Annotated in this window: 19 protein-coding genes; 8 read left to right on the forward strand and 11 right to left on the reverse strand. The window is 42.9% G+C overall.

Annotated features, from left to right (window positions below; genetic code table 11):
- Positions 1-44 precede the first annotated feature (44 nt).
- Positions 45-1,580 (reverse strand): alpha-amylase family glycosyl hydrolase, encoded by a 1,536-nt coding sequence (locus tag QDI94_RS08755; protein WP_278868368.1) that lies wholly within the window; start codon positions 1,578-1,580, stop codon positions 45-47.
- A 228-nt stretch (positions 1,581-1,808) separates the two neighbouring features.
- Here QDI94_RS08755 and QDI94_RS08760 point away from each other — a divergent pair, with 228 nt between their 5' ends.
- Positions 1,809-2,363: an adaptor protein MecA gene (locus QDI94_RS08760; RefSeq protein ID WP_278868371.1), complete on the forward strand. Its 555-nt coding sequence runs from the start codon at positions 1,809-1,811 to the stop codon at positions 2,361-2,363.
- A 96-nt stretch (positions 2,364-2,459) separates the two neighbouring features.
- Here the strand turns inward: QDI94_RS08760 and QDI94_RS08765 are convergent, their stop codons facing one another.
- Positions 2,460-2,636 carry a hypothetical protein gene (locus QDI94_RS08765; RefSeq protein ID WP_015523241.1) on the reverse strand — a complete coding sequence of 59 codons (177 nt, stop codon included), beginning with the start codon at positions 2,634-2,636 and terminating at the stop codon, positions 2,460-2,462.
- A 114-nt stretch (positions 2,637-2,750) separates the two neighbouring features.
- Between QDI94_RS08765 and QDI94_RS08770 the strand changes: the two genes are divergently transcribed.
- Entirely contained in the window at positions 2,751-3,089 is a 339-nt protein-coding gene (locus QDI94_RS08770; RefSeq protein ID WP_278868373.1) for an SLOG family protein, read from the forward strand.
- Positions 3,090-3,198: 109 nt separating this feature from the next.
- Here QDI94_RS08770 and QDI94_RS08775 read toward each other — a convergent pair whose 3' ends face one another.
- Positions 3,199-3,576, reverse strand: coding sequence for a hypothetical protein (locus tag QDI94_RS08775; protein WP_278868375.1), 378 nt, complete (start codon positions 3,574-3,576; stop codon positions 3,199-3,201).
- Between the two features lie 215 nt (positions 3,577-3,791).
- On the opposite strand from QDI94_RS08775, the gene QDI94_RS08780 reads away from it, so the two are divergent.
- Entirely contained in the window at positions 3,792-6,485 is a 2,694-nt protein-coding gene (locus tag QDI94_RS08780; RefSeq protein ID WP_278868377.1) for a valine--tRNA ligase, read from the forward strand.
- A gap of 460 nt (positions 6,486-6,945) precedes the next feature.
- A complete protein-coding gene (locus QDI94_RS08785) occupies positions 6,946-7,698 on the forward strand; it encodes a DeoR/GlpR family DNA-binding transcription regulator (RefSeq protein ID WP_278868380.1) in 753 nt (250 codons plus the stop codon).
- A gap of 394 nt (positions 7,699-8,092) precedes the next feature.
- Here the strand turns inward: QDI94_RS08785 and QDI94_RS08790 are convergent, their stop codons facing one another.
- The 3 genes from QDI94_RS08790 to ruvX form a co-directional block, all read right to left on the reverse strand.
- Positions 8,093-8,332 (reverse strand): helix-turn-helix domain-containing protein, encoded by a 240-nt coding sequence (locus QDI94_RS08790; RefSeq protein ID WP_306540659.1) that lies wholly within the window; start codon positions 8,330-8,332, stop codon positions 8,093-8,095.
- Positions 8,333-8,461: 129 nt separating this feature from the next.
- Positions 8,462-9,154, reverse strand: coding sequence for a zinc ribbon domain-containing protein (locus QDI94_RS08795; protein ID WP_278868383.1), 693 nt, complete (start codon positions 9,152-9,154; stop codon positions 8,462-8,464).
- A 140-nt stretch (positions 9,155-9,294) separates the two neighbouring features.
- Positions 9,295-9,720, reverse strand: coding sequence for a Holliday junction resolvase RuvX (ruvX, locus tag QDI94_RS08800; RefSeq protein WP_278868385.1), 426 nt, complete (start codon positions 9,718-9,720; stop codon positions 9,295-9,297).
- A gap of 235 nt (positions 9,721-9,955) precedes the next feature.
- Between ruvX and QDI94_RS08805 the strand changes: the two genes are divergently transcribed.
- Positions 9,956-12,280, forward strand: a complete 2,325-nt coding sequence (locus tag QDI94_RS08805; protein ID WP_278868387.1) for a SpoIIE family protein phosphatase — start codon at positions 9,956-9,958, stop codon at positions 12,278-12,280.
- A 380-nt stretch (positions 12,281-12,660) separates the two neighbouring features.
- On the opposite strand, the gene QDI94_RS08810 is transcribed toward QDI94_RS08805, so the two are convergent.
- The gene (locus QDI94_RS08810; protein ID WP_278868390.1) at positions 12,661-13,668 is read right to left on the reverse strand and encodes a cohesin domain-containing protein; all 1,008 of its coding nucleotides are present in this window, start codon (positions 13,666-13,668) and stop codon (positions 12,661-12,663) included.
- A 242-nt stretch (positions 13,669-13,910) separates the two neighbouring features.
- On the opposite strand from QDI94_RS08810, the gene QDI94_RS08815 reads away from it, so the two are divergent.
- The 3 genes from QDI94_RS08815 to QDI94_RS08825 all read left to right on the forward strand — a co-directional run bounded on the left by QDI94_RS08815 (position 13,911) and on the right by QDI94_RS08825 (position 18,067).
- Positions 13,911-15,899 carry a CotH kinase family protein gene (locus tag QDI94_RS08815; RefSeq protein ID WP_278868393.1) on the forward strand — a complete coding sequence of 663 codons (1,989 nt, stop codon included), beginning with the start codon at positions 13,911-13,913 and terminating at the stop codon, positions 15,897-15,899.
- Between the two features lie 214 nt (positions 15,900-16,113).
- Positions 16,114-17,556, forward strand: a complete 1,443-nt coding sequence (pyk, locus tag QDI94_RS08820) for a pyruvate kinase (RefSeq protein ID WP_169923320.1) — start codon at positions 16,114-16,116, stop codon at positions 17,554-17,556.
- 1 nt (position 17,557) lies between these two features.
- Positions 17,558-18,067, forward strand: coding sequence for a shikimate kinase (locus tag QDI94_RS08825; protein ID WP_176789773.1), 510 nt, complete (start codon positions 17,558-17,560; stop codon positions 18,065-18,067).
- Positions 18,068-18,147: 80 nt separating this feature from the next.
- On the opposite strand, the gene QDI94_RS08830 is transcribed toward QDI94_RS08825, so the two are convergent.
- From QDI94_RS08830 to aroB, 4 genes are read right to left on the reverse strand one after another with little or no spacing between them, the layout of a single operon-like run.
- Positions 18,148-19,290 (reverse strand): bifunctional chorismate mutase/prephenate dehydratase, encoded by a 1,143-nt coding sequence (locus QDI94_RS08830; RefSeq protein WP_278868396.1) that lies wholly within the window; start codon positions 19,288-19,290, stop codon positions 18,148-18,150.
- Positions 19,291-19,297: 7 nt separating this feature from the next.
- A complete protein-coding gene (gene aroC / locus QDI94_RS08835; RefSeq protein WP_278868399.1) occupies positions 19,298-20,368 on the reverse strand; it encodes a chorismate synthase in 1,071 nt (356 codons plus the stop codon).
- Positions 20,349-21,647: a 3-phosphoshikimate 1-carboxyvinyltransferase gene (gene aroA, locus QDI94_RS08840; protein ID WP_278418198.1), complete on the reverse strand. Its 1,299-nt coding sequence runs from the start codon at positions 21,645-21,647 to the stop codon at positions 20,349-20,351. The genes aroC and aroA overlap by 20 nt, the downstream gene beginning before the upstream one ends.
- Positions 21,648-21,683: 36 nt before the next feature.
- Complete coding sequence (gene aroB, locus QDI94_RS08845; protein WP_278418200.1) at positions 21,684-22,733, reverse strand: 3-dehydroquinate synthase; 1,050 nt, start codon at positions 22,731-22,733, stop codon at positions 21,684-21,686.
- Between the last annotated feature and the right edge of the window lie 8 nt (positions 22,734-22,741).

Here is a 22,741-nt window from a genome sequence, read left to right on the forward strand (position 1 = left end):
ATCGAAAGGGTGTTTTTATGCTTAAACTATAAAATTATATTTAATCAGCCGTCAATTTCTACGAGGGCGAAGCTTTGCGGTGACATTGTTACTTTGCCGTCTGCAAATTCAGCGTTGCCGAGGGCATATACTGTTTTGCCTGTATATTTTGCGTTCATTACTGCACTTTCACCGAGGGGGTTGAAGTACATAACGAGGTTGCCTCTCTTGTATGCAAACGGAATTTTACCTTCTTCATACATAAATTCAAGCTCACCGTTGCCTTTAAGGTCATCGTACTTGTGACGAAGTGCAATGATGTCTGTTACAACCTTGTAGATGCTGTCGGGGTCGTCCTTCTGATTCTCAACAGTCGGAGCGTCGGCACTCTTATCAACTGCAAGATACGGCTCGTCACTTGTTGAGAAGCCGAGGTTCTTACCGCTGTTCCACTGCATAGGAGTACGGGAGCCTGTTCTTGAGTAACCGCCCTCCTTGCTTACGATGCCTTTCTGGTATCTCATACCGATCTCATCACCGTAGTAGAGGAACGGAACACCCGGCATTGTGAAAATGAATGCATTCACAAGCTTGATAGCCTCTTTGTCAAGATATGCTGTAACTCTCGGCATATCGTGGTTGTTTGTCATAAAGCTGATGTAGCCGTTGTCCTTTGTCTTTTCATAGTTAGGGAGATATTCATCTGCAAATGCCTTAATATCGCCCTTGCCGTTAGGATTGAAAACAGCCTGATCGCCGAATTCACCGTAGCGGAAAAGTCTGCTGTAGCCGTTTCCGTAGTGGTCAAGATAGAAGTCCATGTGGAAACCTGCATTGTTGATTGCTCTTTCTGGATTGCACCACTCTGCAACCATTGCGGCATTCGGATATTCCGTGTCGAGCATATCACGCACACCACGCCAGATTTTTGCCGTTGCAATTTTATCGTCATCGTTCTTAACAAGTGAGTCAGCCATGTCAACTCTGAAACCGTCAGCACCCTTGTCAAGCCAAAAACGCATAACATCCTTCATAGCCTCTGCCGTTGCAAGACAGTCGGGATGATCACACGGCAACTGCCATTCGGGATGTGTGATTTCGTGAAAACCGTAGTTAAGAGCAGGCTGTGAGCTGAAGTAGTTTACCATATAGTTGCCGTCACGCTCGCAAAGTCCGCACATCATACGGTACTGCGGCGGTGCGTCCCATACGCTTTTTGTAAAAATGTAACGGTTTGAATATTCGCTCTTTGCGGCTTTTTTAGCCTCCAAGAACCATTCGTGCTGGTCTGATGTGTGACCCGGAACAAGGTCAAGCAGAATCTTGATTCCCTTTTTGTGAGCCTCGTCAAAAAGACGAACAAGGTCATCATTTGTGCCGTAACGCTCTGCAACCTTCTTGTAGTTGCGAACATCATAGCCTGCATCCATAAAAGGTGAATCGTAAATCGGGTTGAGCCAGATTGCGTTGCAACCGAGGCTTTTTACATAGTCAAGCTTGCTGATGATACCTTCGATGTCACCGATTCCGTCACCGCTGGTATCGCAAAAACTCTGTGGATAAATTTCATAGAAAACAGCGTCATTAAGCCAGTTTGGCATAAAAATCATTCCTTTTGCTTTTTATTTTCTGTGGCTGTATCTTACGGCATCATTGTAGCATTAAATTGTTATGTTGGCAACCTTTTTGTATTGCATACGCTATATTCGACAATTATGTGTGAAAAAACAGCCAAATTTTATTCCAGTAATATTTACTTGCAAAAATGCTCCGTCCATCATAATATGTAAACAGATGTATGTGTATCGGAATTTAGGGGAGGGAGTATTTTGACTGTTGACAAACTCGGCGATAATAAACTGCTGATTAAGCTTGATGAATCGGATATGGAAAATTTTGAGCTTGATTTCGGAAAAATGAGCTTTAAAAACGAGGATAATCAAAAGGTGATTATCGGACTTATGCGACTTGCCTGTTGCAGGGCGGGGCTTGACACAAATGGTAAAAATGTGAAAATAGAGGCCTTTTCGTTCGGCAATGAATGTTGTATCCTCGTTACGACAAATCCGAAAAAACGAAAATACAGGCTGAAAAAGTCCGACAGCGGTCTGTGCTGGAAAATGGCGAATGCGTCGGATTTTCTGAATGCGGTAGAGGCTTTGTACCGCAGTAATATATGTTGCAGAAAAAGCTCCGCATACGAAATGTCGGGAAATTATTACCTTGTGTTTGATTATTTTTCGTTGCCGAAGCATATGATACGGGTGTTATCAGAATACGGTGAAAGACAAAAACACCGCAATGCAGCGGCAAGGGTGCGTGAAAACGCAAATCTGTTGTGTCATACCGACGCAGTTGCGGTGATAGGAAAGTTTCTTGTGTAAATTGAAAATGGAAAATTGAAAGTTGAAAATTGTTTTGTTTGATAAAAAAACACCCTTTCGGAAATACTCCGAAAGGGTGTTAATCTATGCGTATGTTTAATCTTTTTTCACTTCAATTTCGCCGTGTTCTTCTTCAAAGGACTTAACCCTTTGCTTTATATACTGCTCAATTTCACGATTTGCGGAACGACCTTCATAGTCGGCAACATATCTGAATTTCTGAAAAAGCGTGCGGTTAACTCTCAGAGTGTATCGTAAAATATTATCATCCATAATTGGTACTCCTAAATGTTATTATGACACTATTTTAATGTAATTATTGCGTCAAAACGAAAATGGTGCTATTATGATGTCATAATGGTGTCATAATTTTAGGAGTGTGAAAAAATGAAAATTGCGATAGTAGGCTCAAGAAGTATTACAGTGAATAATTTAGGCGATTATTTACCTGAGAATACAACTGAAATAGTAAGCGGTGGTGCTATTGGTGTTGACAGAAGTGCGAGAGATTACGCTAAGACACATAATATTAAACTAAAAGAATTTTTACCCGAATACGAACGATACGGGCGGTCAGCACCTTTGAAAAGAAATTTGCAAATAATTGATTATGCCGATGAAGTTATTGCATTTTGGGACGGTATGTCACACGGAACACGGTTTGTTATAGAGAATTGCAAAAGAAAAAATGTGCCGATTAAGGTTTATGCTTTGGCAAATAAGTAATGTTGCAAACGAACCGAAAATTTCATATATAAAAAACGGTCGGGCAACATAACTTTGCATTTTGCAAAGCAGCTGCCCGACCGAAATTTTTAATTTTAAATTTACAAAACTATCTTTGCTTGGAAAACGAAAATTCGATTCTGTCGTTATCATAATCAAGCACCATTGTAAGTACTCCGCTGTCATAGCTCAGCTTGTATGCCGTGCCGTTTACCGAGAGGTCAACGGAAGTTCCGTTGAAGGTGTATGTTGAATCGCATGAAATCCCTGCAAGAGTGACGGTGCAGTTGCTGCTGTCTTTAAATTCAAGCCCGAACTGATTCTCGTCAACTCCGAGTTCGCTGTATGAAATTGTTTCGCCGTTTGTCTTTGCTGTTGTCGGCACCCATTTGCCGATGATTTCGGTATTTTTGTTACTTCCGCATCCGCAGAAAATTGACGCGAAAACCATCGCACACAGCACAAGGCACATAACCTTGACTTTCATATAATACACACCCTTGAAATTGTTTGTTTCTGTTCCCTTTTATGCAATATATTTTACCATTTAACTCTTTATTCGTCAAACTTTAAATGTGATAAATTTGAAATTATATGCTACATTTTATTTGCGAATAATTGACAAATCAGTACATAAATGAGATAATAAAAAGGTATATGAACTCGGTTTATCCGAACAATAAATCAAGAGGAGTAATGACTATGGCAAAGGAACTTGCTAAATCCTACAACCCGTCAGAGTTTGAGGACAGAATTTACGACTTCTGGCTGAAAGGCAACTACTTTCACGCAGAGGTTGACAAAGATAAAAAACCCTATACAATCGTAATGCCGCCGCCAAATATCACAGGTCAGCTGCATATGGGTCACGCACTTGACGAAACACTTCAGGACATTCTTATCCGTTGGAGAAGAATGCAGGGCTACAGCGCACTTTGGCTTCCCGGTACAGACCATGCGTCAATCGCTACAGAGGCTAAAATCGTTGAGGCAATGCGTAAAGAGGGTATCACTAAAGAGGATATCGGCAGAGAAGAATTCTTAAAGCGTGCATGGGAATGGAAAAAGGTGTACGGCGGAAGAATCACAAGTCAGCTTAAAAAGCTCGGTTCAAGCTGTGACTGGGAGCGTGAGCGCTTCACAATGGACGAGGGCTGTTCAAAGGCTGTTAAAGAAGTTTTTGTTCGCCTTTATAATGACGGAAAAATTTACCGTGGCAACCGTATGGTAAACTGGTGTCCTCATTGCTGTACATCAATTTCGGATGCCGAGGTTGAATACAAGGAGCAGAACGGTCATTTCTGGCACTTGCTCTATCAGGTTAAGGAAACAGGCGAGTACCTTGAAATCGCAACAACCCGTCCCGAAACAATGCTCGGTGATACTGCTGTTGCCGTCAACAAGGACGATGAGCGTTACAAGCACCTCCACGGCTGTCATGTAATCCTTCCGCTCCTTAACAAGGAAATCCCAATTGTCTGTGATGAACACGCAGATATGGAAAAGGGAACGGGTGTTGTTAAAATTACTCCTGCACACGACCCTAACGACTTTGAAGTCGGTCAGCGCTGCAATCTTCCGATTGTCCGTTGCTTTACATATGACGGTCACCTTACAGGCGCAAAGGATGTTGAAGAATACAATGAGTTAAAGGCAAAGGGACAGCTTGCCGAAAACGAACCCGAGGTTCTCGACTGCGGAAAATACGCAGGTATGACAACAATGGAGGCAAGAGAGGCTATTGTTGCCGACCTTAAAGAAATCGGCGCTCTCAAAGAGGTTGAAGATCTTACTCACGATGTCGGCACTTGCTACCGTTGTCACACAACAATTGAGCCTATGGTTTCAAAGCAGTGGTTTGTAAAAATGGCTCCGCTTGCAAAGCCTGCAATTGATGTTGTCCGCAAGGGCGACACAAAATTCATCCCCGAAAGATTTGAAAAGGTTTACTTCCATTGGATGGAGAACATAAAGGATTGGTGTATTTCCCGTCAGCTTTGGTGGGGACACAGAATCCCTGCATGGTACTGCGATGACTGCGGCGAAGTTATGGTTGCAAAAGACGCACCCGAAAAGTGCTGTAAGTGCGGCAGTACACACATTCATCAGGACGAGGACACTCTCGACACATGGTTCAGTTCGGCACTTTGGCCGTTCTCAACACTCGGCTGGCCCGACAAAACTCCCGAACTTGAGTATTTCTATCCCACAAGCACTCTTGTAACAGGTTATGATATCATCTTCTTCTGGGTTGCAAGAATGATTTTCTCGGCTTGTGAAAATATGGGTTCTGCTCCGTTCAAGACCGTATTTATGCACGGTATTGTAAGAGATGAAAACGGCATAAAGATGTCAAAATCTCTCGGCAACGGTATCGATCCGCTTGAAGTTATTGACAAATACGGTGCAGACGCACTCCGTTTCTTCCTTGCAACAGGCAACACACCCGGTAACGATATGCGTTATTCCGACAAGCGTGTTGAGGCTTGCGCTAACTTTGCAAACAAGCTCTGGAACGCATCCCGTTATGTTCACATGAACATTGATGACCACGATGTTAAGAATGAACTTCCGAAAACTCTCACAACAGAGGACAAGTGGATTGTTTCAACTCTCAACACAGTTGCAAAAGAAGTAAACGAAAATCTTGAGAAGTTTGAACTCGGCATTGCAGTTCAGAAGATTTATGAATTTATCTGGGACTGCTACTGCGACTGGTACATTGAGCTTGTTAAGACAAGACTTTCAAGTGACGGTGAGGACGCTCAGAATGCAAGACAGGTACTCCTCTATGTGCTTGATCAGATTCTCAGACTTCTCCATCCGTTTATGCCGTACATCACAGAAGAAATCTGGCAGACAATTCCTCACGAGGGCGAAACGGTAATGCTCGCAAAGTACCCTGAATACAACGCAGAGCTTGATTATCCCGAGGCAGCGGATGAAATGGAAAAAATTATGTCTGCAATCCGTGCAATCCGTAACCGCCGTGCAGAGATGAATGTTCCGCCGTCAAGAAAAGCAAAGGTTTATGTTGCAACAAAGTTTGCCGACACATTCAGGGACGGTACACAGTTCATTCAGAAGCTTGCATCTGCAAGCGAGGTTGAAGTTGCAGAAAGCTTTGAAATTGAGGGTGCTGTAAATATTGTAACATCAGATGCAAAGATTTACATTCCTATGGACGAACTCGTTGACAGGGAAAAGGAACTTGCAAGACTCAACAAAGAGCTTGAACAGGTTAAAAAGCGTCTTGCACAGAGCGAGGGTAAACTCAACAATCAGGGCTTTGTTGCAAAAGCTCCCGAGGCTGTAATTGAAAAGGTTAAGGGACAGGCCGCAAAGGAAAGGGAACAGATTGCTCTTATCGAGGCCGCAATTGCCGCACTCAAATAATTTGGCAATCCGATAAAACAGAATAAAATTATAATCAAAGGCTGAAAGAGCATAGTTGTTCTTTCAGCCTTTTTATGTTTGTGCAGATAGTCTTAATAGGGCGAGAGTGAGCTTTTTAAATTGAAAGTTGAAAATTAAAAATGGAAAATTATAGTCGGGAAGACAGTTTGCAAAATGCAACGCATTGTTTCCCGACTGTTTTTTGTATATGGAAGTTGTTGTTTATTTGTATGGAAAAACAGATTTTGTAAATACCCTACGGGATTGTGCGAACGGTTGCAATGTTACGCTCGGGCATAATATGTTTTTTCAATAATAATTAAGGGTTGCTTAATACACCTTTGTGTATAGGGTGAAGGAATCCGCTCCCGATTGTTAAAATTATTGTAAAAACAGTCGAATTCCCTTTACTTTTGTTGATAATTATGTTAGTATGTAATAAAAGTTGAGGGAAATGTTTATGGCAAAGAGAATTGACGAAATCAGACAAAAGGTTGAAACCGAAGGCGAGGTTTTCGTCTCGGATTTAAGCAGAATATATAATGTAACCGAAGAAACTATCAGGCGTGATCTTGAAAAGCTGAAGAATGACGGTATCATTACCAGAACTTTCGGCGGAGCTGTTCTTAATACAACTTCTCAGAATGACAGAGTGCATTTCTTTAAACGCAAGGCAATCAACCTTGAGAGCAAAAAGAAAATTGCTAAGCTGCTTGTTGATAAATTTATTGGTGTGAACACGATGATGATTGATAACAGCACAACTGTTCTTGAGGCTGTTAAGCTTTTTAAGGACAATGAAAATCTTACCGCAATTACCTTTTCTGCACAGATTTTTCAGGAACTCGACACTTGTAAAATGAAGCTGGTTTCAACCGGCGGACTTTATGATGAAAAAACCCGTTCTTTCTACGGAAAACCTGCAAAAGAGGCTATGAAAAAGTACAATGTTGACCTTGTTCTCCTCGGATGCAAAGGGCTTGATATGGAAAGAGGCATAACTGATTCTTCCGAAGGTGAGGCTGATTTGAAGTCTGAGATGGCAAGCCGTGCCGAGTGTGTGGTATTACTTGCAGACCATTCAAAATTCAACCATACTGCATTCGTTAATTTTTTGGATTGGGATAGGATTGATTATCTGATTACAGACGAAAAGCCGTCACATGAATGGCTTGAGTTTTGTGAGCAGATGAAAATAAAACTTATGTACTGATTTACCTTGTCCGGTACATAGTTTGAGCCAGTGCTTTTTATAATTTTACCCATTAAAGCTCCTGTTCTTTTTAATCAAAAACAGCAGGAGCTTTTGTGCTGTCAAAGCTTTAGCAGATTTAACAGTTTTGAGAACGCATCGAAAATATTTTTATTATCATTGGATAGCATCGTTAAATCTGAGTTGAATTTTCAAAAAAAGCCCTAAAAACAACTGATTTCAGTAAGATGATTTCAGGAAACCCCTTGTAAAACCGAACCGCCCTCAGACAGTATATATACTGCCGAGGGCGGTTCAGTTTTGCACGGCGGCACGCCGTATCACAAATAAAAAAGTCGGGAACAGAAATTTTGCATTGAAAATCTGCTACCCGACTTTAATTTTTAATTTGTAACTATTTTCTGCCGAGAATGTAATCTGTGGAAACTTTGTACAAATCAGCCAGTTTAATTAAATGCTCAACAGGAATTGACTGAAATCCTCTTTCGTAGCGTGAATAGACCGTCTGCTGAATTCCTAAATATTCGGCAACTTCACTTTGTTTCATATCATGATCTTCTCGCAAATCACGCAGTCTTTTAAAATACATATTATCACCTTGTATAGTATCTATCGGTACTATTGACTTTATCATAAATGGGTGATATAATGATTTTGTAGTACTTAAAAGTACTAAAGCATTTAACTTAAAAGCACGCCGCAGTTTTTCTCACTTGAAACTGCGGCGTGCTTGAATTTTAGGTTATAAAATTCTCAACATAATTTAATTCACGAAAATATCTTTTCTTCTGTCAAAATAAACCTTGTTGACAATTGCCATAACAATCGGGAAAACGCACTGACTGACTGTTGACGCATCGAATGCCATGTAATCTGTTGTGCATGAAATTAAAATGGCATAAATAATCGCAATAGCAATATTAAGACCGTAAAGTGCAACAACCATTTTCGGACCGTTCTTTTTCAATCCTGAAAGCTGAAAACGGGTTACGATCATAAAAACGGCAAGTACAAGAAGCAATATGCCATACACGATGTCAACCGCTTTTACACCCGGATAAAGTGAATATACGGTAAGCGGATCAATTTGCTCGGTTTCGTAAATACTGCCTGTCATGTACAAAACAGCATAGCATACATTAAAGAACGCACCTGCAAAAAGTGCAAAGTAAATCAGAAATTTGTACCAACCCATCTGATGTCCGTTGAATTTATCGGGATACTGTGGGTACTGCTGATACGGTTGATTGTACATCGGTTGACGATACTGATTCGGTTGCTGATATTGATTGTAATTTGGCTGTTGATATTGCTGATTAGGTTGCTGGTAATTAGCCTGCTGATTGTTAAAATCAGGCGGAGTGTTTTGCTGTTGATTGTTTGTGAGCGGTGTACCGCATGACTGACAGAATTTTGTGCCGTCAGGACATTGATTTCCGCAATTCGGACAAAACATAGAATCCCTCTCTCAAGTAAAATCAGAGATCAAATCTCCGAAAAAATTTTACCATAAATAATTACAATAATCAACAAAATTCTCAAAATGTACATTAAATAACCCTCCGGAATCATCGGAAGGGTAAATCTTTTATGATTTTATCTGTTTAAGCCCGATTTTCTTTTGTCAAGATAATCCTGAAGAATTATTGTGGCGGCAACCTCGTCAACGACACTTTTACGCTTTTTTCCTCTTGTATTTGTGGTGTTGAGAAAATTGTGAGCCGTAATTGTTGTTCCACGCTCATCCTGCATAACGCATTCAATGCCTGTTTCATTGCTCAGATTTTCGGCAAACGCTCTGGCATTCTGTGCGCTTTCGCCCTCACTGCCGTCCATATTTTTCGGAAGTCCCACAACAATAAGCTCGGCTTTTGTTTCTTTGGCTGTATTTGACACCTTTTCAAGCAACTGTTTCGGTGACTTTTCAAATATAACCGTATACGGTGACGCTAAAAACTCGGTTTTGTCGCAAACGGCAATGCCTGTGCGTGCTTTTCCGAGGTCAACTGACATTATAATCATTTTGTCTGTCCTTTCACTTTTGTTTGTTCCATTATAATGCAAAATCGTAATTTTAACAACGGCATTTTTTAATGTTGAACAATCTTTTGCGTAATTACTTTATTAAGCTTTTGCACAACTTTGTTTCTACAAAAGAATATAAAAATTCTCATTCACAAAAAGACAAAACTGTCATCCGTAATATTCTATAATGAAAATACAAAAAGAAGTAAATCATTAAAGGATGTTGATTTTTATGGAAGCAAAAACGACTTTAGCTCGCAGACAGCCCGCTGTTCAGGGCGATTTTATGCGAAAAATGCTCACAAACGCAGGTTGTCTGCTCTGCGGAATTTTGGTGTCACGGGGAGCGGTTCTCGGAAGCCTTGCACCGTTCGGGGCGTCATTTGCGGCGGCAGTTCCGAGAAAGTATCTTTTGTCATCGCTCTTAGGCACGGCATTCGGTTATGTCCTGCTCAAACCCTCGGACAGCTTTCGTTACCTTGCTGTTGTGGCGGCAATAGGCGGTCTGCGGTGGCTGCTCGGCGATCTTGACAAGGTTACAAAAAGCAAGGTTTTTGCTCCGCTTGTGGCATTTGTTCCGATTTTTGCAACGGGTGTTTCGTTGCTTTTCGTAAGCACAAGCACGCTGACAACCTTTGCCGATTGCGTAACCGAGGCGGTAATTGCAGGTGCGGCGGCATATTTTATCAGCACGGCACTGCACCTTGCAGGCGACAACAGAAGTTTTGAAGTTTTTTCGCAACAGGAAACCGCAAGCGTGGTTATGTCGGGGTGTATCCTGATTCTGGCTTTCGGCAGTATTGCGTGGCAGAATATCTCGCTCGGCAGAATTATTGCAATGCTCGTCATTTTGCTCTGTTCACGCTACGGCTCGGTTACGGGCGGTGCAATCAGCGGAATTTCAACAGGGGCGATTTTCAGCATTGCGTCAAGAGAGAACGGCTACATCTGCGGAGGTTTTGCATTCGGAGGACTTATGGCGGGGCTTTTTTCACAGCTCGGAAAATTGGGCTGCGCGATTGCCTTTGTAATCTCAAACGGTGTGATGTGCCTTGCGTTCGGTTCGCAGTTCGGAACACCGTCGGGTGTGCTTGTTGAAAGCCTTGCCGCAAGTGCGGTGTTTATGGTACTTCCGAAAGAGGTCGGCAATGTGATTTCGCCCGTGTTTTCAAGCGAGAAAAATACCTCGCTCGGAGAGGCTCTGCGAAAAAATATTGTTATGCGGCTCGACTTTGCCTCAAAGGCGGTCGGCAATGTGAAAAACGATGTTTCAAAGGTATCCGAAAAAATGAAAAAGCTCTATTCGCCCACATTTGACGCTGTTTGTGAGGGTACAAGAAATGAAGTCTGCGAAACCTGCGGACTGAAAATGTACTGCTATGAACACAAGGGCGGTGTCACCCGTGACGATTTTGCAAGGCTTGAAGAGTATCTTGAATCGAACGGCACAATAGGCGAAAGAGATGTTGAAAAATCTTTCGTAAAAAACTGCTGTAAAAAAGGCGAAATTGCCCGTTCAATGAACGCAAACTACCGTGAATATCAGTCAGCGCTTGAGGCACAACAAAGGATTACCGATGTGCGGAGCGTTGTTGCAGGGCAGTTTTCCGGAATCGGCGATATTCTCCACGATTTGGCTGATGAATTTCGCAACACAATGCGGTGTGATAACGAATCTGCACAACGGATAATCAGCGCCCTCACAAGCCTCGGTGCAATTGTTGAGGAGTGCATCTGCCTTGTGTCAAACGGCGGAAGAATGAGCGTGGAACTTACGCTCTCGAATAAGTCCGAAAAGCTTTCTAAGGGCGAGGTTATGCGTGAGATTTCACGCTGTTGCGGAAGAAGATTTGACCTTCCGACAATCAGCCGTGAGGGCAACAGAATCCGTATTGCAATGTGCGAAATGCCCGTGTTTGATGTTGAAATCGGAAGCGACCAGCACACCGCCGACAACGGTAAGCTCTGCGGTGACTGCATAAATTATTTCAATGACGGTTTCGGCAAAACATATGCGCTCGTGTGTGACGGTATGGGTACGGGCGGAAGAGCCGCTGTTGACGGCAATATGGCGGCGTCTGTTATGACAAGACTGCTAAGGGCGGGACTTTCAGCCGACAGCTGTTTGCAGATTGTGAACTCCGCCCTCATGGTGAAAAGTGAGGACGAATCGCTTTCAACGGTTGATGTCACAAGTGTTGACCTCTACACCGGCAAAACCACTTTTAAAAAAGCAGGCGCACCCGTAACATTTGTAAAGAAAAACGGCAGGGTAACGGCTCGTGAAATGCCGTCGCTCCCTGCAGGAATTCTAAACGGTATAAAATTTTCAACCGACACGGTAAATCTGACAACGGGAGATATGATTGTTATGGTATCAGACGGTGTAATTACGGGCGATGACAAATGGCTCGAAAAGCTTATTCGCACATGGAACGAGGGCAGTACGCAGGACCTTGCAAAGGCCGTTGTTGACGAGGCGGTAAAACGCCGTAAAGCCGAGCGTGAGGACGATGTCACCGCCGTAGCAATCAGAATTACGGATAACGGACGCTGATTTAAATTGAAAGTTCAAAACTGAAAACGCAAAATTGTTTTTCTGCTTATTTAAGGTTATGTATAATCTGTATGGGCATTCATCAGATACCCACAGATAATATAAGAGAATATTTTTAATTTGAAATTATATAAATATCGCAAAGTTGCTGTTATATTGTACAGACAAATGCCGTGTTACGGTCGGGAACAATTAAATTTTTTGATTCGATGAAAACTATGTGTTTATTTTGAACGCATAGCGTCCAATCGTGTGCAACGCACACGGCGGGCGAACACGGTTCGCTCCTACAAAACAAGTCAGGCTGCGAAGAACGAAGCTTTAAACTTCATTTCTTCACAGCCCTTTTTGCTAAAATATTTTGTTTAGTTCAGATAAACTTATCCCTTTGTGTATGATCCGACCAGCTTGAATCCGCTTGCAGGCTTTCCGCCGGAGCTGATAAGATTCTTGCTGTCGCTTGCTCTGGACGCAATTTCCCATTTGAATTTAGGTGTAGATGAGCCGCCTGCCTTTACAACATAGGTTACGGTCATAAATTTTCCGCCCTTTGTGTAGTCGTATCCATCGCTGATGTTTGAACCGCAGATTTTGATTTCACCGTTAAGGTTTTTGTTGAGCATAGCGCCGTTCTTTGCCGGCTCTGACATTTTTGCAGACAAACAGCTGAGCTTTGATGAATCATAGCTGATTGTAGCCTGATAGTTTTCAAGAACAGCCGGTGTTGTCAGCTTATAGGTGCATACAACTGTATCGCCTATATTATATTTTTTGCCGTGTACAGTAAGTGTTTTGCTCTCGGGTTTTGATGAATCCGACTTGGACGAATCTGATTTTGACGATGAACTGCCATTGTTGTTTGTTTTGTTTCCATCTGTTTTTGATGAATTGCTGTTATTTGTTTTGCCGTAATCCGTTTTTGATGAACTGTTGTTTGTCTTACTGCCTTCGGACTTTTCTGTTTTTGATGCGGCTTGATTATTTGAACCCTTATTATGAGAATTGCTTACACTGTTGTTATTATTGTTGCCGCCGTTATTTCCGTCGTTATTTTTTTCGTTGCTGTTTCCATTATTATTATTTACAGAGGACTCTGATTTTTCGGAAGAATTGCCGTTGCTGACAGCTTTATCATTGTTGACAGGGACATTCTTCGTTTCTTCAACATATTCTGTGTGTCCCTGCGCGTCGGTTACAACTTCTGTATATGTTTCAATTTTGGTTTCAATCTGAGTGTCTATTCTTGTTTCGTGAACAATTTTGGTCGTTTTCTGTTCATCGGAATTTTCACCGCAGCCGCTCATAACACTTGCCGCCATTGTTGAAAAAGCTACGAGTGATGCGAGTGCTGCAATAAGACAATAGTTTTTCTTTTTGCTGTTACGCATTGTGCCACTTCCTTATGTTATAAAAATTCGGTTTGTAACCCTATCGTTACCATAATATTATATCAAAAAAAATACTGAAAATAAAGAAAATTCGCAAAATAATGCTTTTACATATTGAAAAATAACTTGCTTTAATTTTATGCAAATGCTACAATAATTTTGACAGATGTGATTAATAAGTGAACTTTTTGTGAATATATTGAGAAGTTCGTTGTCAATATTATTTTTTAGGAGTGATTAAAGTGAAAACAACAAAGAAAGCGATTTCAATTGTGCTTGCAGGCTTGATGACAGCCGGCAGTATGTCTGCGTTATCTGTTTCTGCTGTTGAAGAAACTTCGCCTACGCTGTCGTTCAAAACTCAGAACGCACTTTACGCCCATGCTGTAAGCGGCTCTGCCGACTCTGATGCGTGGGTTGCCTGGCAGTGTGAGCATAACGAGTATATGAACGAAATTAACGCAAATCAAAAGTATTTTTTCCTTCCGAGCAGTGTTTCATCAACAAGCGTTGAGCTTTATAATGCTTATTCAAACAATGTTACAGTCAATAATGTTACTATTCCCTCAGGCGAGTCAAGGGAGGTTTCCTACACAATTGACAAATCAACCAGTGTAAGTGCAGGCGGCAAGACCTATTCTCTTACATTCTTAAAGTCATCTGCCGAGTCTGCAATTTATGTAAATAACAGCAATGCCGACGGCAACGGTTCTGAGCTTATCTCTTATCTCAGTGAGGACAAGAGCAACTCTGCTTCTGCAACAGGCGCTATTGTTGACAGGAACGGCAAGATTGATAATACCTCAATCAAAAAAATTAAGGGCAGGGGCAATTCAACATGGGTCAAGGCTAAAAAGCCCTTTAACATTACATATTCCGATAAGGTTTCAATCGGCGGTATGGCAAAGAGCAAGAAGTTCTCTCTCCTTGCAAATTATCAGGACGATTCACTTACAAGAAACCGTTTCCTCTATGACCTTGCAGATGCAGTAGGAACTCCATATGCTTCGGATTCAAGATATGTTGATTTCTACTCAGACGGTTATTACTGGGGTTCATATCAGATGACCGAAAAGATTGAGGTCGGCAAAAATGCCCTTATCAACGATATTGACGATACTGCATACCTTGACGCTGACGGAAATGTAAACAAGGATTTTCCGTTCCTTTGTGAAGTTGATTCAAACGCGGTGGACGGTGAAGATTACTATGTAAAATGTAACGATGGAATCAAGGTTACAATCAAGGCTCCGGAGCTTTCAGAGGGTGACAAGGGCTATAATGAAGTTAAGAACTATGTCCGTGAAAAGTATAACGCTTTCCACAATGCCGCAAAAAACACCGCTTCCGACCTTTCACAGTATGCAGATGTCGATTCCTGCGCAAAGCTGTGGCTCATAAATGAGCTTGGCAAGAACTGGGATTCAGGTGTTTCAAGCGTTTACTTTGTTTATAAGCAGGATTCTGACGGTAACTATAAGTTCTTCGGCTCACCTGTATGGGACTACGATAATTCGCTCGGTAATGCTACAGGCAGTGCTTGGGATCTTAAGAACTTCGGTGTTAAGGATTACACACAGTATTCAGGCTGGTGGTGCAGATTCAAGGACAGACAAAAACGCACTCAGAGCAGCACCAACATTATTAACAACTTTTCAAGAAACACTCAGGTTAATAAGGCGGCAGTTAATATCTGGTTTGAGAAGTTTGTTCCGGCAATCAACTACTTTGCAGGCAAAACTCAGAACTATTCGGGTTCAAATGAGTTTTATTCAAAAGCACAGTATTACGACCTTCTCAAGGACAGTGCAGAGATGAACTACAAGAGTGGCTGGTATATCAAAACGAGCAGCTGGATTAGTGACCACACTTCAATGAACAAAGCTGATTTTGATATAAAAACAGGCACATATACGGTAAGCAATACAAAGACAAGCTACAATCAGAACAGCTTTACGGATATGTACAACTATGCGGCTGATTGGATGACAAGTCGTGCGGCTTGGATCAGCAACGAATGGTTCAGCGAATACACTCCGTCTGAGATAAAGGGCGATGTTGACGGTGACGGCACTGTAACGGTAATGGATGCAACACTCGTTCAGAAGTATATTGTTAATGCGGCAGCACTTACGGCAGATCAAATTGTGCTTGCCGATATCAATGGCGACGGAACGGTTACGGTGCTTGATGCAACATGTATTCAGAAGTTGGCTATAGTCACTTTATAATTACAAATTCACACAAAAATCGGACAGGAAACTGCCCGATTTTTTGTTTTTGTTTTAATATTTTTTGTACAAGGCACAGAATGTGAAATTTTACAAATCAATGATTGAAATTGTGAGGTAGATACGCTATAATGTGTTTGATTGGAAAATTCACACAGATTTATTCATATGCACAATAATGAAATATAAGCATTTCAAAAAGGACGGAGGAATTATGAGAAAGACTAAGATAGTTTGTACCATTGGACCTGCCTGTGATTCAAAAGAAATGATGCGCAAGATGATTGACGCAGGTATGAATGTTGCCAGAATCAATATGTCACACGGCGTTTATGACCAACTTGAGGTTACAATCAAGAACTTGAAAGAGGCAATTGCAGAAAGCGGTCAAAATGTTGCAATTCTGCTTGATACAAAGGGTCCTGAGGTCAGAGTCGGCACATTCAAGGACGGTTCTGTTGAGCTTTCTGAGGGTGCAGAATTCAGTCTTTTTAAAAACAAAGAAGAGGGTGACGAAACAGGCGTAAGCCTTTCGTTTCCTAAGCTTGTTGATATTTTTGAATCCGAAGGTCAGAAGGCAATCGGCAGAGAGCTTTTGCTTGATGACGGTATTATCTCGCTTGTCGTTAAGTCGGTAAATCCCGAGTCAATCGTTTGTACCGTAAACAAGGGCGGTGTGCTTAAAAACCGCAAGAGTATCAATATTCCGGGCTACTTTATCAATATGCCGTATGTAAGCGCTCAGGACAGAAAGGACATTGAGTTCGGTCTTAACCACGGTGCAACAGTTGTTGCCGCATCATTTGTCCGCAATCACGATGATGTTAGAACTCTTCGTGACTTTATTGACAGCCTCGGCTATGAGTATGTTGAAATTATCGCAAAGATTGAAAATCAGAGCGGTGTTGACGATATGGACGCAATCATTGATTACGCAGACGGTATTATGGTTGCCCGTGGAGATATGGGCGTTGAAATTCCGTTTATCAAGCTGCCTGAAATTCAGAAAACGATTATCAGAAAGGTTGTTTCAAGAGGTAAGTATGTAATCACTGCAACCCAGATGCTTGAGAGTATGACAACGGCTCCCCGTCCTACAAGAGCCGAAATCAGCGATGTTGCCAATGCAGTTTATGATGGCACAAGCGCAGTAATGCTTTCGGCAGAATCCGCCGCAGGTAAGTATCCGATTGAAAGCGTAAAGGCGCTTGACGCAATTTGTTCGGAGGCTGAGGAAAACGGTGAATTTACCGCGCTTCATGAGTATGTGGAAGAACACGGAATGAAGGACACCAACCCGATCAGATCAAGCATCTGCAAGGCCGCAAAGAATATTGCGCAGGCAGTAGGTGCGAAGGCTATTATTGTTGAAAGTGCAACAGGTCGAGTTGCAAGAGCAATGGTTCATTACAGACCCGACTGTCCCGTTATTGCAGTTGCAACATCACAGCTTGTGTGCAGAAAGCTCTGCCTTAACTGGGGTGTTATGGCTGTTATGGGCGAAGAAAAACGCACATCGGACTCTATCACAAAACAGGCTATGGAAAAGGCACTCAGCACAGGTGTTGTTAAAAAGGGTGACACGGTTGTTGTGCTTTCATCAAACAAGACCTGCCCGACTTCAAGCACAGACTCACTTAATGTAAGGATTCTTTAATATGGAAAATATAGTTTTAATCGGAATGCCGGGTTCGGGCAAAAGCACGGTCGGTGTGTTGCTTGCCAAGGCTCTGGGTTATTCCTTTGTTGATGTAGATTTGATAATCTGCAAAGAGGCAGGGAAGCCTCTGCAAAAAATTCTCGATAATGAAGGTCTTGACTATTTTCTCCATCTTGAGGGAAAAATCGGCGCGGAGCTTGAATATGATAAAACCGTTATTGCAACAGGCGGTTCAATGGTTCTGAGCCAAAACGCTATGGAAAACCTCAAAAAGAACGGAAAGGTTGTTTTCATTGATGTTGACCTCGACGAAATCAAACGCAGAGTTACCAACATCAAAACAAGAGGTATTGCATTCGGTAAGGGCGAAACCCTTGACGATGTGTACAGAGTGCGTTATCCGCTCTATAAAAAGTATGCCGATATCACGGTGTCACTTGAACTGAGCAGTATCGAAACCACGGTAGATGCAATTGTTGAAAAATTAGACCTTGAAAAACAGAATTAAAGCCAAAGTAAAAAGCGTCCGTTAATTCGGACGCTTTTGTTGTATAATGTTGTGTATTCATTTGCACAAAGCCTCGCTGTTTATTTTATAGGAAACTCCGGTTCTGCGTAGTTGCCTAAAAAACTAAATTCGGGCATTTCTTCGCTAAGCTGGCTTACAAGCTCAATAACATTTTCACTGCGTACATTTCCCGAAAAGTCGAGGTAGAACAGATATTCAAACTGTCTGCCCTGACGGGGACGGGATTCGATTTTTGTGAGGTTAAGACCAAGCGAATTGAATCTGCACAAAAGACTGTACAGCGATCCCGTAACATGGGGGAGTGAGAAACAAAGGCTGATTCTGTTTGCATCTTTCGGAATGTACAGCTTTTTGGAGATGACAATAAACCTTGTTGTGTTCTCGTCATTGTCCTGAAGATGATTGTCAAGAACCTTTAAGCCGTATTCCTCACACGCTTTGTATGAACAGATTGCCGCAACATTGAGGCGCTTTTCCTTTGCAACATCACGGGCGGCAATTGCCGTGTTGGAGAATGGAACAGAATCAAAGCCGTGGTCGGCAATATACTGCGCACATTGTGAAAGTGACTGCGGATGCGACCACACGATTTCAATATCCTCAAAAGCAGATTGTTTAAGACCTGCAAGGCAGTAGTCAATCGGCAAATCGAGTGCCTTTACAATGTAAAAACGGTGCTTGAGAATAAGGTCATAAACTGCCGAAACAGAGCCTGCGCTTGAGTTTTCAACAGGAAGAACACCGAATGCAACCTCACCGTTGTCAACGGCAGAAAATACATCTGCAAAGCTTTTGTAATTGACAGCCTCGCCGTTCGGGAAAAGTCTTAAGGTTGCCTCATGACCGTTAGCACCCTTGATTCCCTGATACGCAACCTTGATTCCGCTTGACGGAATATCCGTGCTTGCATTGTTGATAACGCTTTTAAGCTCTTTGCCGCTGCCGACAATGTTGTGCTGGAGCGCCCTTGAAAGCTCCATAATGTTTGAGTAGAGAAGTCTTGCAGATGCGCCGTATTCGCCTCCCTTTTTTTCAACGGCATCAAGAATTTCGTTCTCTCTGCCCTCGTTAAGAACGGGAATGTTGTTTGCCTGCTTGTAGATGCCTACATCCCTTGCACAATCCATTCTCTGCTTAAAAAGCTCAATAAGCTGATTGTCTATTTTGTCAATATCTTTTCTGATTTCTTTTAAATCTCTCATAAAGACCTCACATAAGGTTAATAATTGCAACAGCCGTAACAGCCTCAATAACGGGGACTGCTCTCGGCACAATACACGGATCGTGTCTGCCGTGAATAACAAGCTCCGTGTTTTCTTTTGTCTGAAGATTTACAGTCCTTTGCGGTTGTGAAATTGACGGTGTAGGCTTTACAGCGGCACGGAAAATAATCGGCATTCCGTTTGTAATTCCGCCCAAAATACCGCCGCAGTTGTTTGTTGTTGTAACGACCTTGCCGTCTTTGTATTCAAACGGATCGTTCGACTGCGAGCCTCTCATTGTTGAAAGCTCAAAGCCTTTGCCGAACTCAATGCCCTTGATTGCGGGAACACCGAAAACAGCCTTGGCAATAACGCCCTCAACACCCTCAAACATCGGCTCACCGTAGCCTGCGTCAATGCCGGTTACGCAACATTCAATTGTTCCGCCGATGCTGTCCTGTGCCATTCTGGCATCTTCAACGGCATCCCTCATAGTTTTTTCAATTGTTTCGTCAATGAGTGCAAACGATGAGTTGTTCAGCTTTTCAATGAGTGCGTCATCAATTTCCGTCGGAGAGAAGGAGCTGTCAGAAACATTGCCGATACTGCTGATATGGGCGGCAATTTTAACGCCCTTTGATTCAAGAATCTGACGGCAGACAGCACCTGCAAAAACAATCGGTGCAGTAAGTCTGCCCGAAAAATGACCGCCGCCACGAATATCGTTTGACGCATTATATTTTACAAAGGCTGTGTAGTCGCTGTGACCGGGACGGGGGCAGTCGAGAAGATTGCCGTAGTCACCGCTTTTTGTGTTGGTGTTTTCAATTACGGCACAAAGCGGAGCGCCTGTCAGCCTGTTGCCGAGCATACCCGAAAGAACCTTCGGGAGGTCTTTTTCTTTTCGGGGAGTTGCCGTTTTATCCTTGCCCGGAGCACGGCGTGCCATTTGAGTGAGAACCCTGTCAAAGTCAACCTCAAATCCTGCCGGAAGTCCGTCAATTACAACTCCGATTCCGTTGCCGTGGCTTTCGCCGAAAACGGAAATTTTTATCTTATCACCGTAGGTCGAGGACATTAGCCTTACCTCCAATATTATTATAATCTATGTAAAAATCAGGGTAACTTTTGTTGATTGAAAGCGCATAGCTTGACTCAATTTCACCGTTGAGTCTTACTGCGCAGACACCTGCCGACATTACAATTCTGTGGTCGTTAAAGCCCTCACAGAATCCACCCTTGAGGGTGTCAATTCCCTCTATGACAAGTCCGTCAGGCAACTCAGTCACCTTACCGCCGAGATCGTTTATCAGCTTAGCGGTTGCCGTAAGACGGTCACATTCCTTTATGCGAAGTCTTTCGGCATTGTAAATCCTGGTTGTTCCCTTTGCAAATGCGGCACAAACCGTCAGCACGGGTACAAGGTCGGGAATCTGCGAAGCATCAATGTCAATTGCATTAAGCTCTGCCTTTTCAACGGTTACGGAAGTATCCGTCTGCGTTACCTTTGCACCAAACCGTGCAAGCAGCTCGGCAATCTTCCTGTCACCTTGTGCGGAATTTCTGTTAACGCCGTTCACAGTCACCTTTCCGCCGAGTGCTCCTGCAACCATAAAGAAAGCAGCCTGCGACCAGTCGCCGTCTGTTGTGTAATCATGCGGAATGTATGACTGACCACCCTTGATGTGCCAACCGTTGTCGGTTGTTTCAATTTTAACACCAAATTGTGCCATAGTGTGAATTGTCATATTTATGTAGCCGACGCTCTCAATCGGAGATGTCAGCACAATGTCGCTGTCGCCCTCAACAAGCGGAAGAGCAAGCAGAAGTCCCGTAATGAACTGCGAACTTACATTGCCGGGAATTTCAAAAGTTCCGCTTTCAAGCCGACCGCTGATCTTGAGCGGCAGACCGCCCTCGGTTTCACACTTTACTCCTGCTTTTGGCAGAGCCTCCGTGAAAATTCCGATAGGTCTTTCGGGAAGCTTTCCGTGACCGACAAAGGTGGCGTTTATACCACCGGCTGCGGCTACGGGTATGAAAAATCGCAAAGCACTGCCGCTTTCGCCGCAGTCAAGCGTTACATTATCTGTTTTAAAAATATTTGTACCGTCAACGGTCAGCACATTGTCCTTTATTGAGGCGGTGCAACCCATATCCTCAATTACACCGATTGTCGCCTTGATGTCATTTGACAGAGCAACGGGTGCAATTGTGCATTTGCCCCTTGTGAGGGCGGCGCAGATGATTGCACGGTGAACATCGCTCTTTGACGGGGGAATGTTCACTTCGCCGTTTGGTACAAACGGAAGATACCGTACATACGGCTTACTGCTTTTGTCGGTTGACAAAGCCATACTTCCACAGCCTTTCATTAAAATATGTTTACCGTGTTACGGTGTAATGAAGTCGAGCAAATCGGAGATTGCAACCTTCTTGGTAAAGCTTGTGCCGATTTTCTCAAGCAAAACAACATTGATTGACGAGCCCGAAGTTTTCTTGTCTGTCTGAGCCGCCTCGGCAATTTTTTCAAGGCTTGCGTCATCGGTAGTCGGCAAGCCGTAGGTTGCACAAACCTCTTCAATCTTGTATGCGGTTCCTGCCTCGGTAAGTCCGTGCTTTTCGCTTGCCTTTGTCATCATTACCATACCGACGGCAACTGCCATACCGTGTGTGATGCCTGTGTAGTTGTAGATTTTTTCGATTGCGTGACCGAGTGTGTGACCGAAGTTGAGAAGCATTCTTTCCCCTGCTTCCTTTTCGTCACGGTTTACCACATCACGCTTAATTTTTACACAGGTTTCAATTACATCGTCAATGTGTTCAAGAGCGTCACCGTTTGCAAGCATTTCAAAAAATCCGCTGTCCTTGATGCAGCCGTACTTGATAACCTCAGCCATACCGTCTGTGATGAACTGGTCGGGGAGAGTTGAAAGAGTGTCGGGATCAATCAAAACAGCCTTTGGCTGATAGAATGCACCGACAAGGTTCTTGCCCTGTGCAATGTCAACGCCTGTTTTTCCTCCTACGGATGAGTCAACCTGTGCAAGCAGAGATGTCGGAATCTGAACAAAGTCGATTCCTCTCAGATATGTTGCGGCGGCAAAGCCTGCCATATCACCCGTAACACCGCCGCCGAGTGCGACGATAAGGTCTTTTCTTGTCATCTTAAAATCTGCAAGTGTGTCATAGATATCTGCGATTGTGTTAAGATTCTTTGACTGCTCGCCAGCCTGAAAAACATGGGCGGTAGTCTGATAACCCTGCTGTGAAAGAGAGTTGAGAACTCTCCATTTGTACAGCGGAGCAACATTTGTATCTGTTACAATAGTGATTTTTTCTGCGTTTGAAAGCTTTTTGATAATCTCGCCGCAATTGTCAAGAATACCTCTTTCAATCATAATGTCATAGGGACTTCCTGTGGAAACATGAATAGTTTTCATAAAAGTTC

This window comes from Ruminococcus bromii (genome assembly GCF_928721825.1).
Lineage (GTDB): Bacteria > Bacillota > Clostridia > Oscillospirales > Acutalibacteraceae > Ruminococcoides > Ruminococcoides bromii.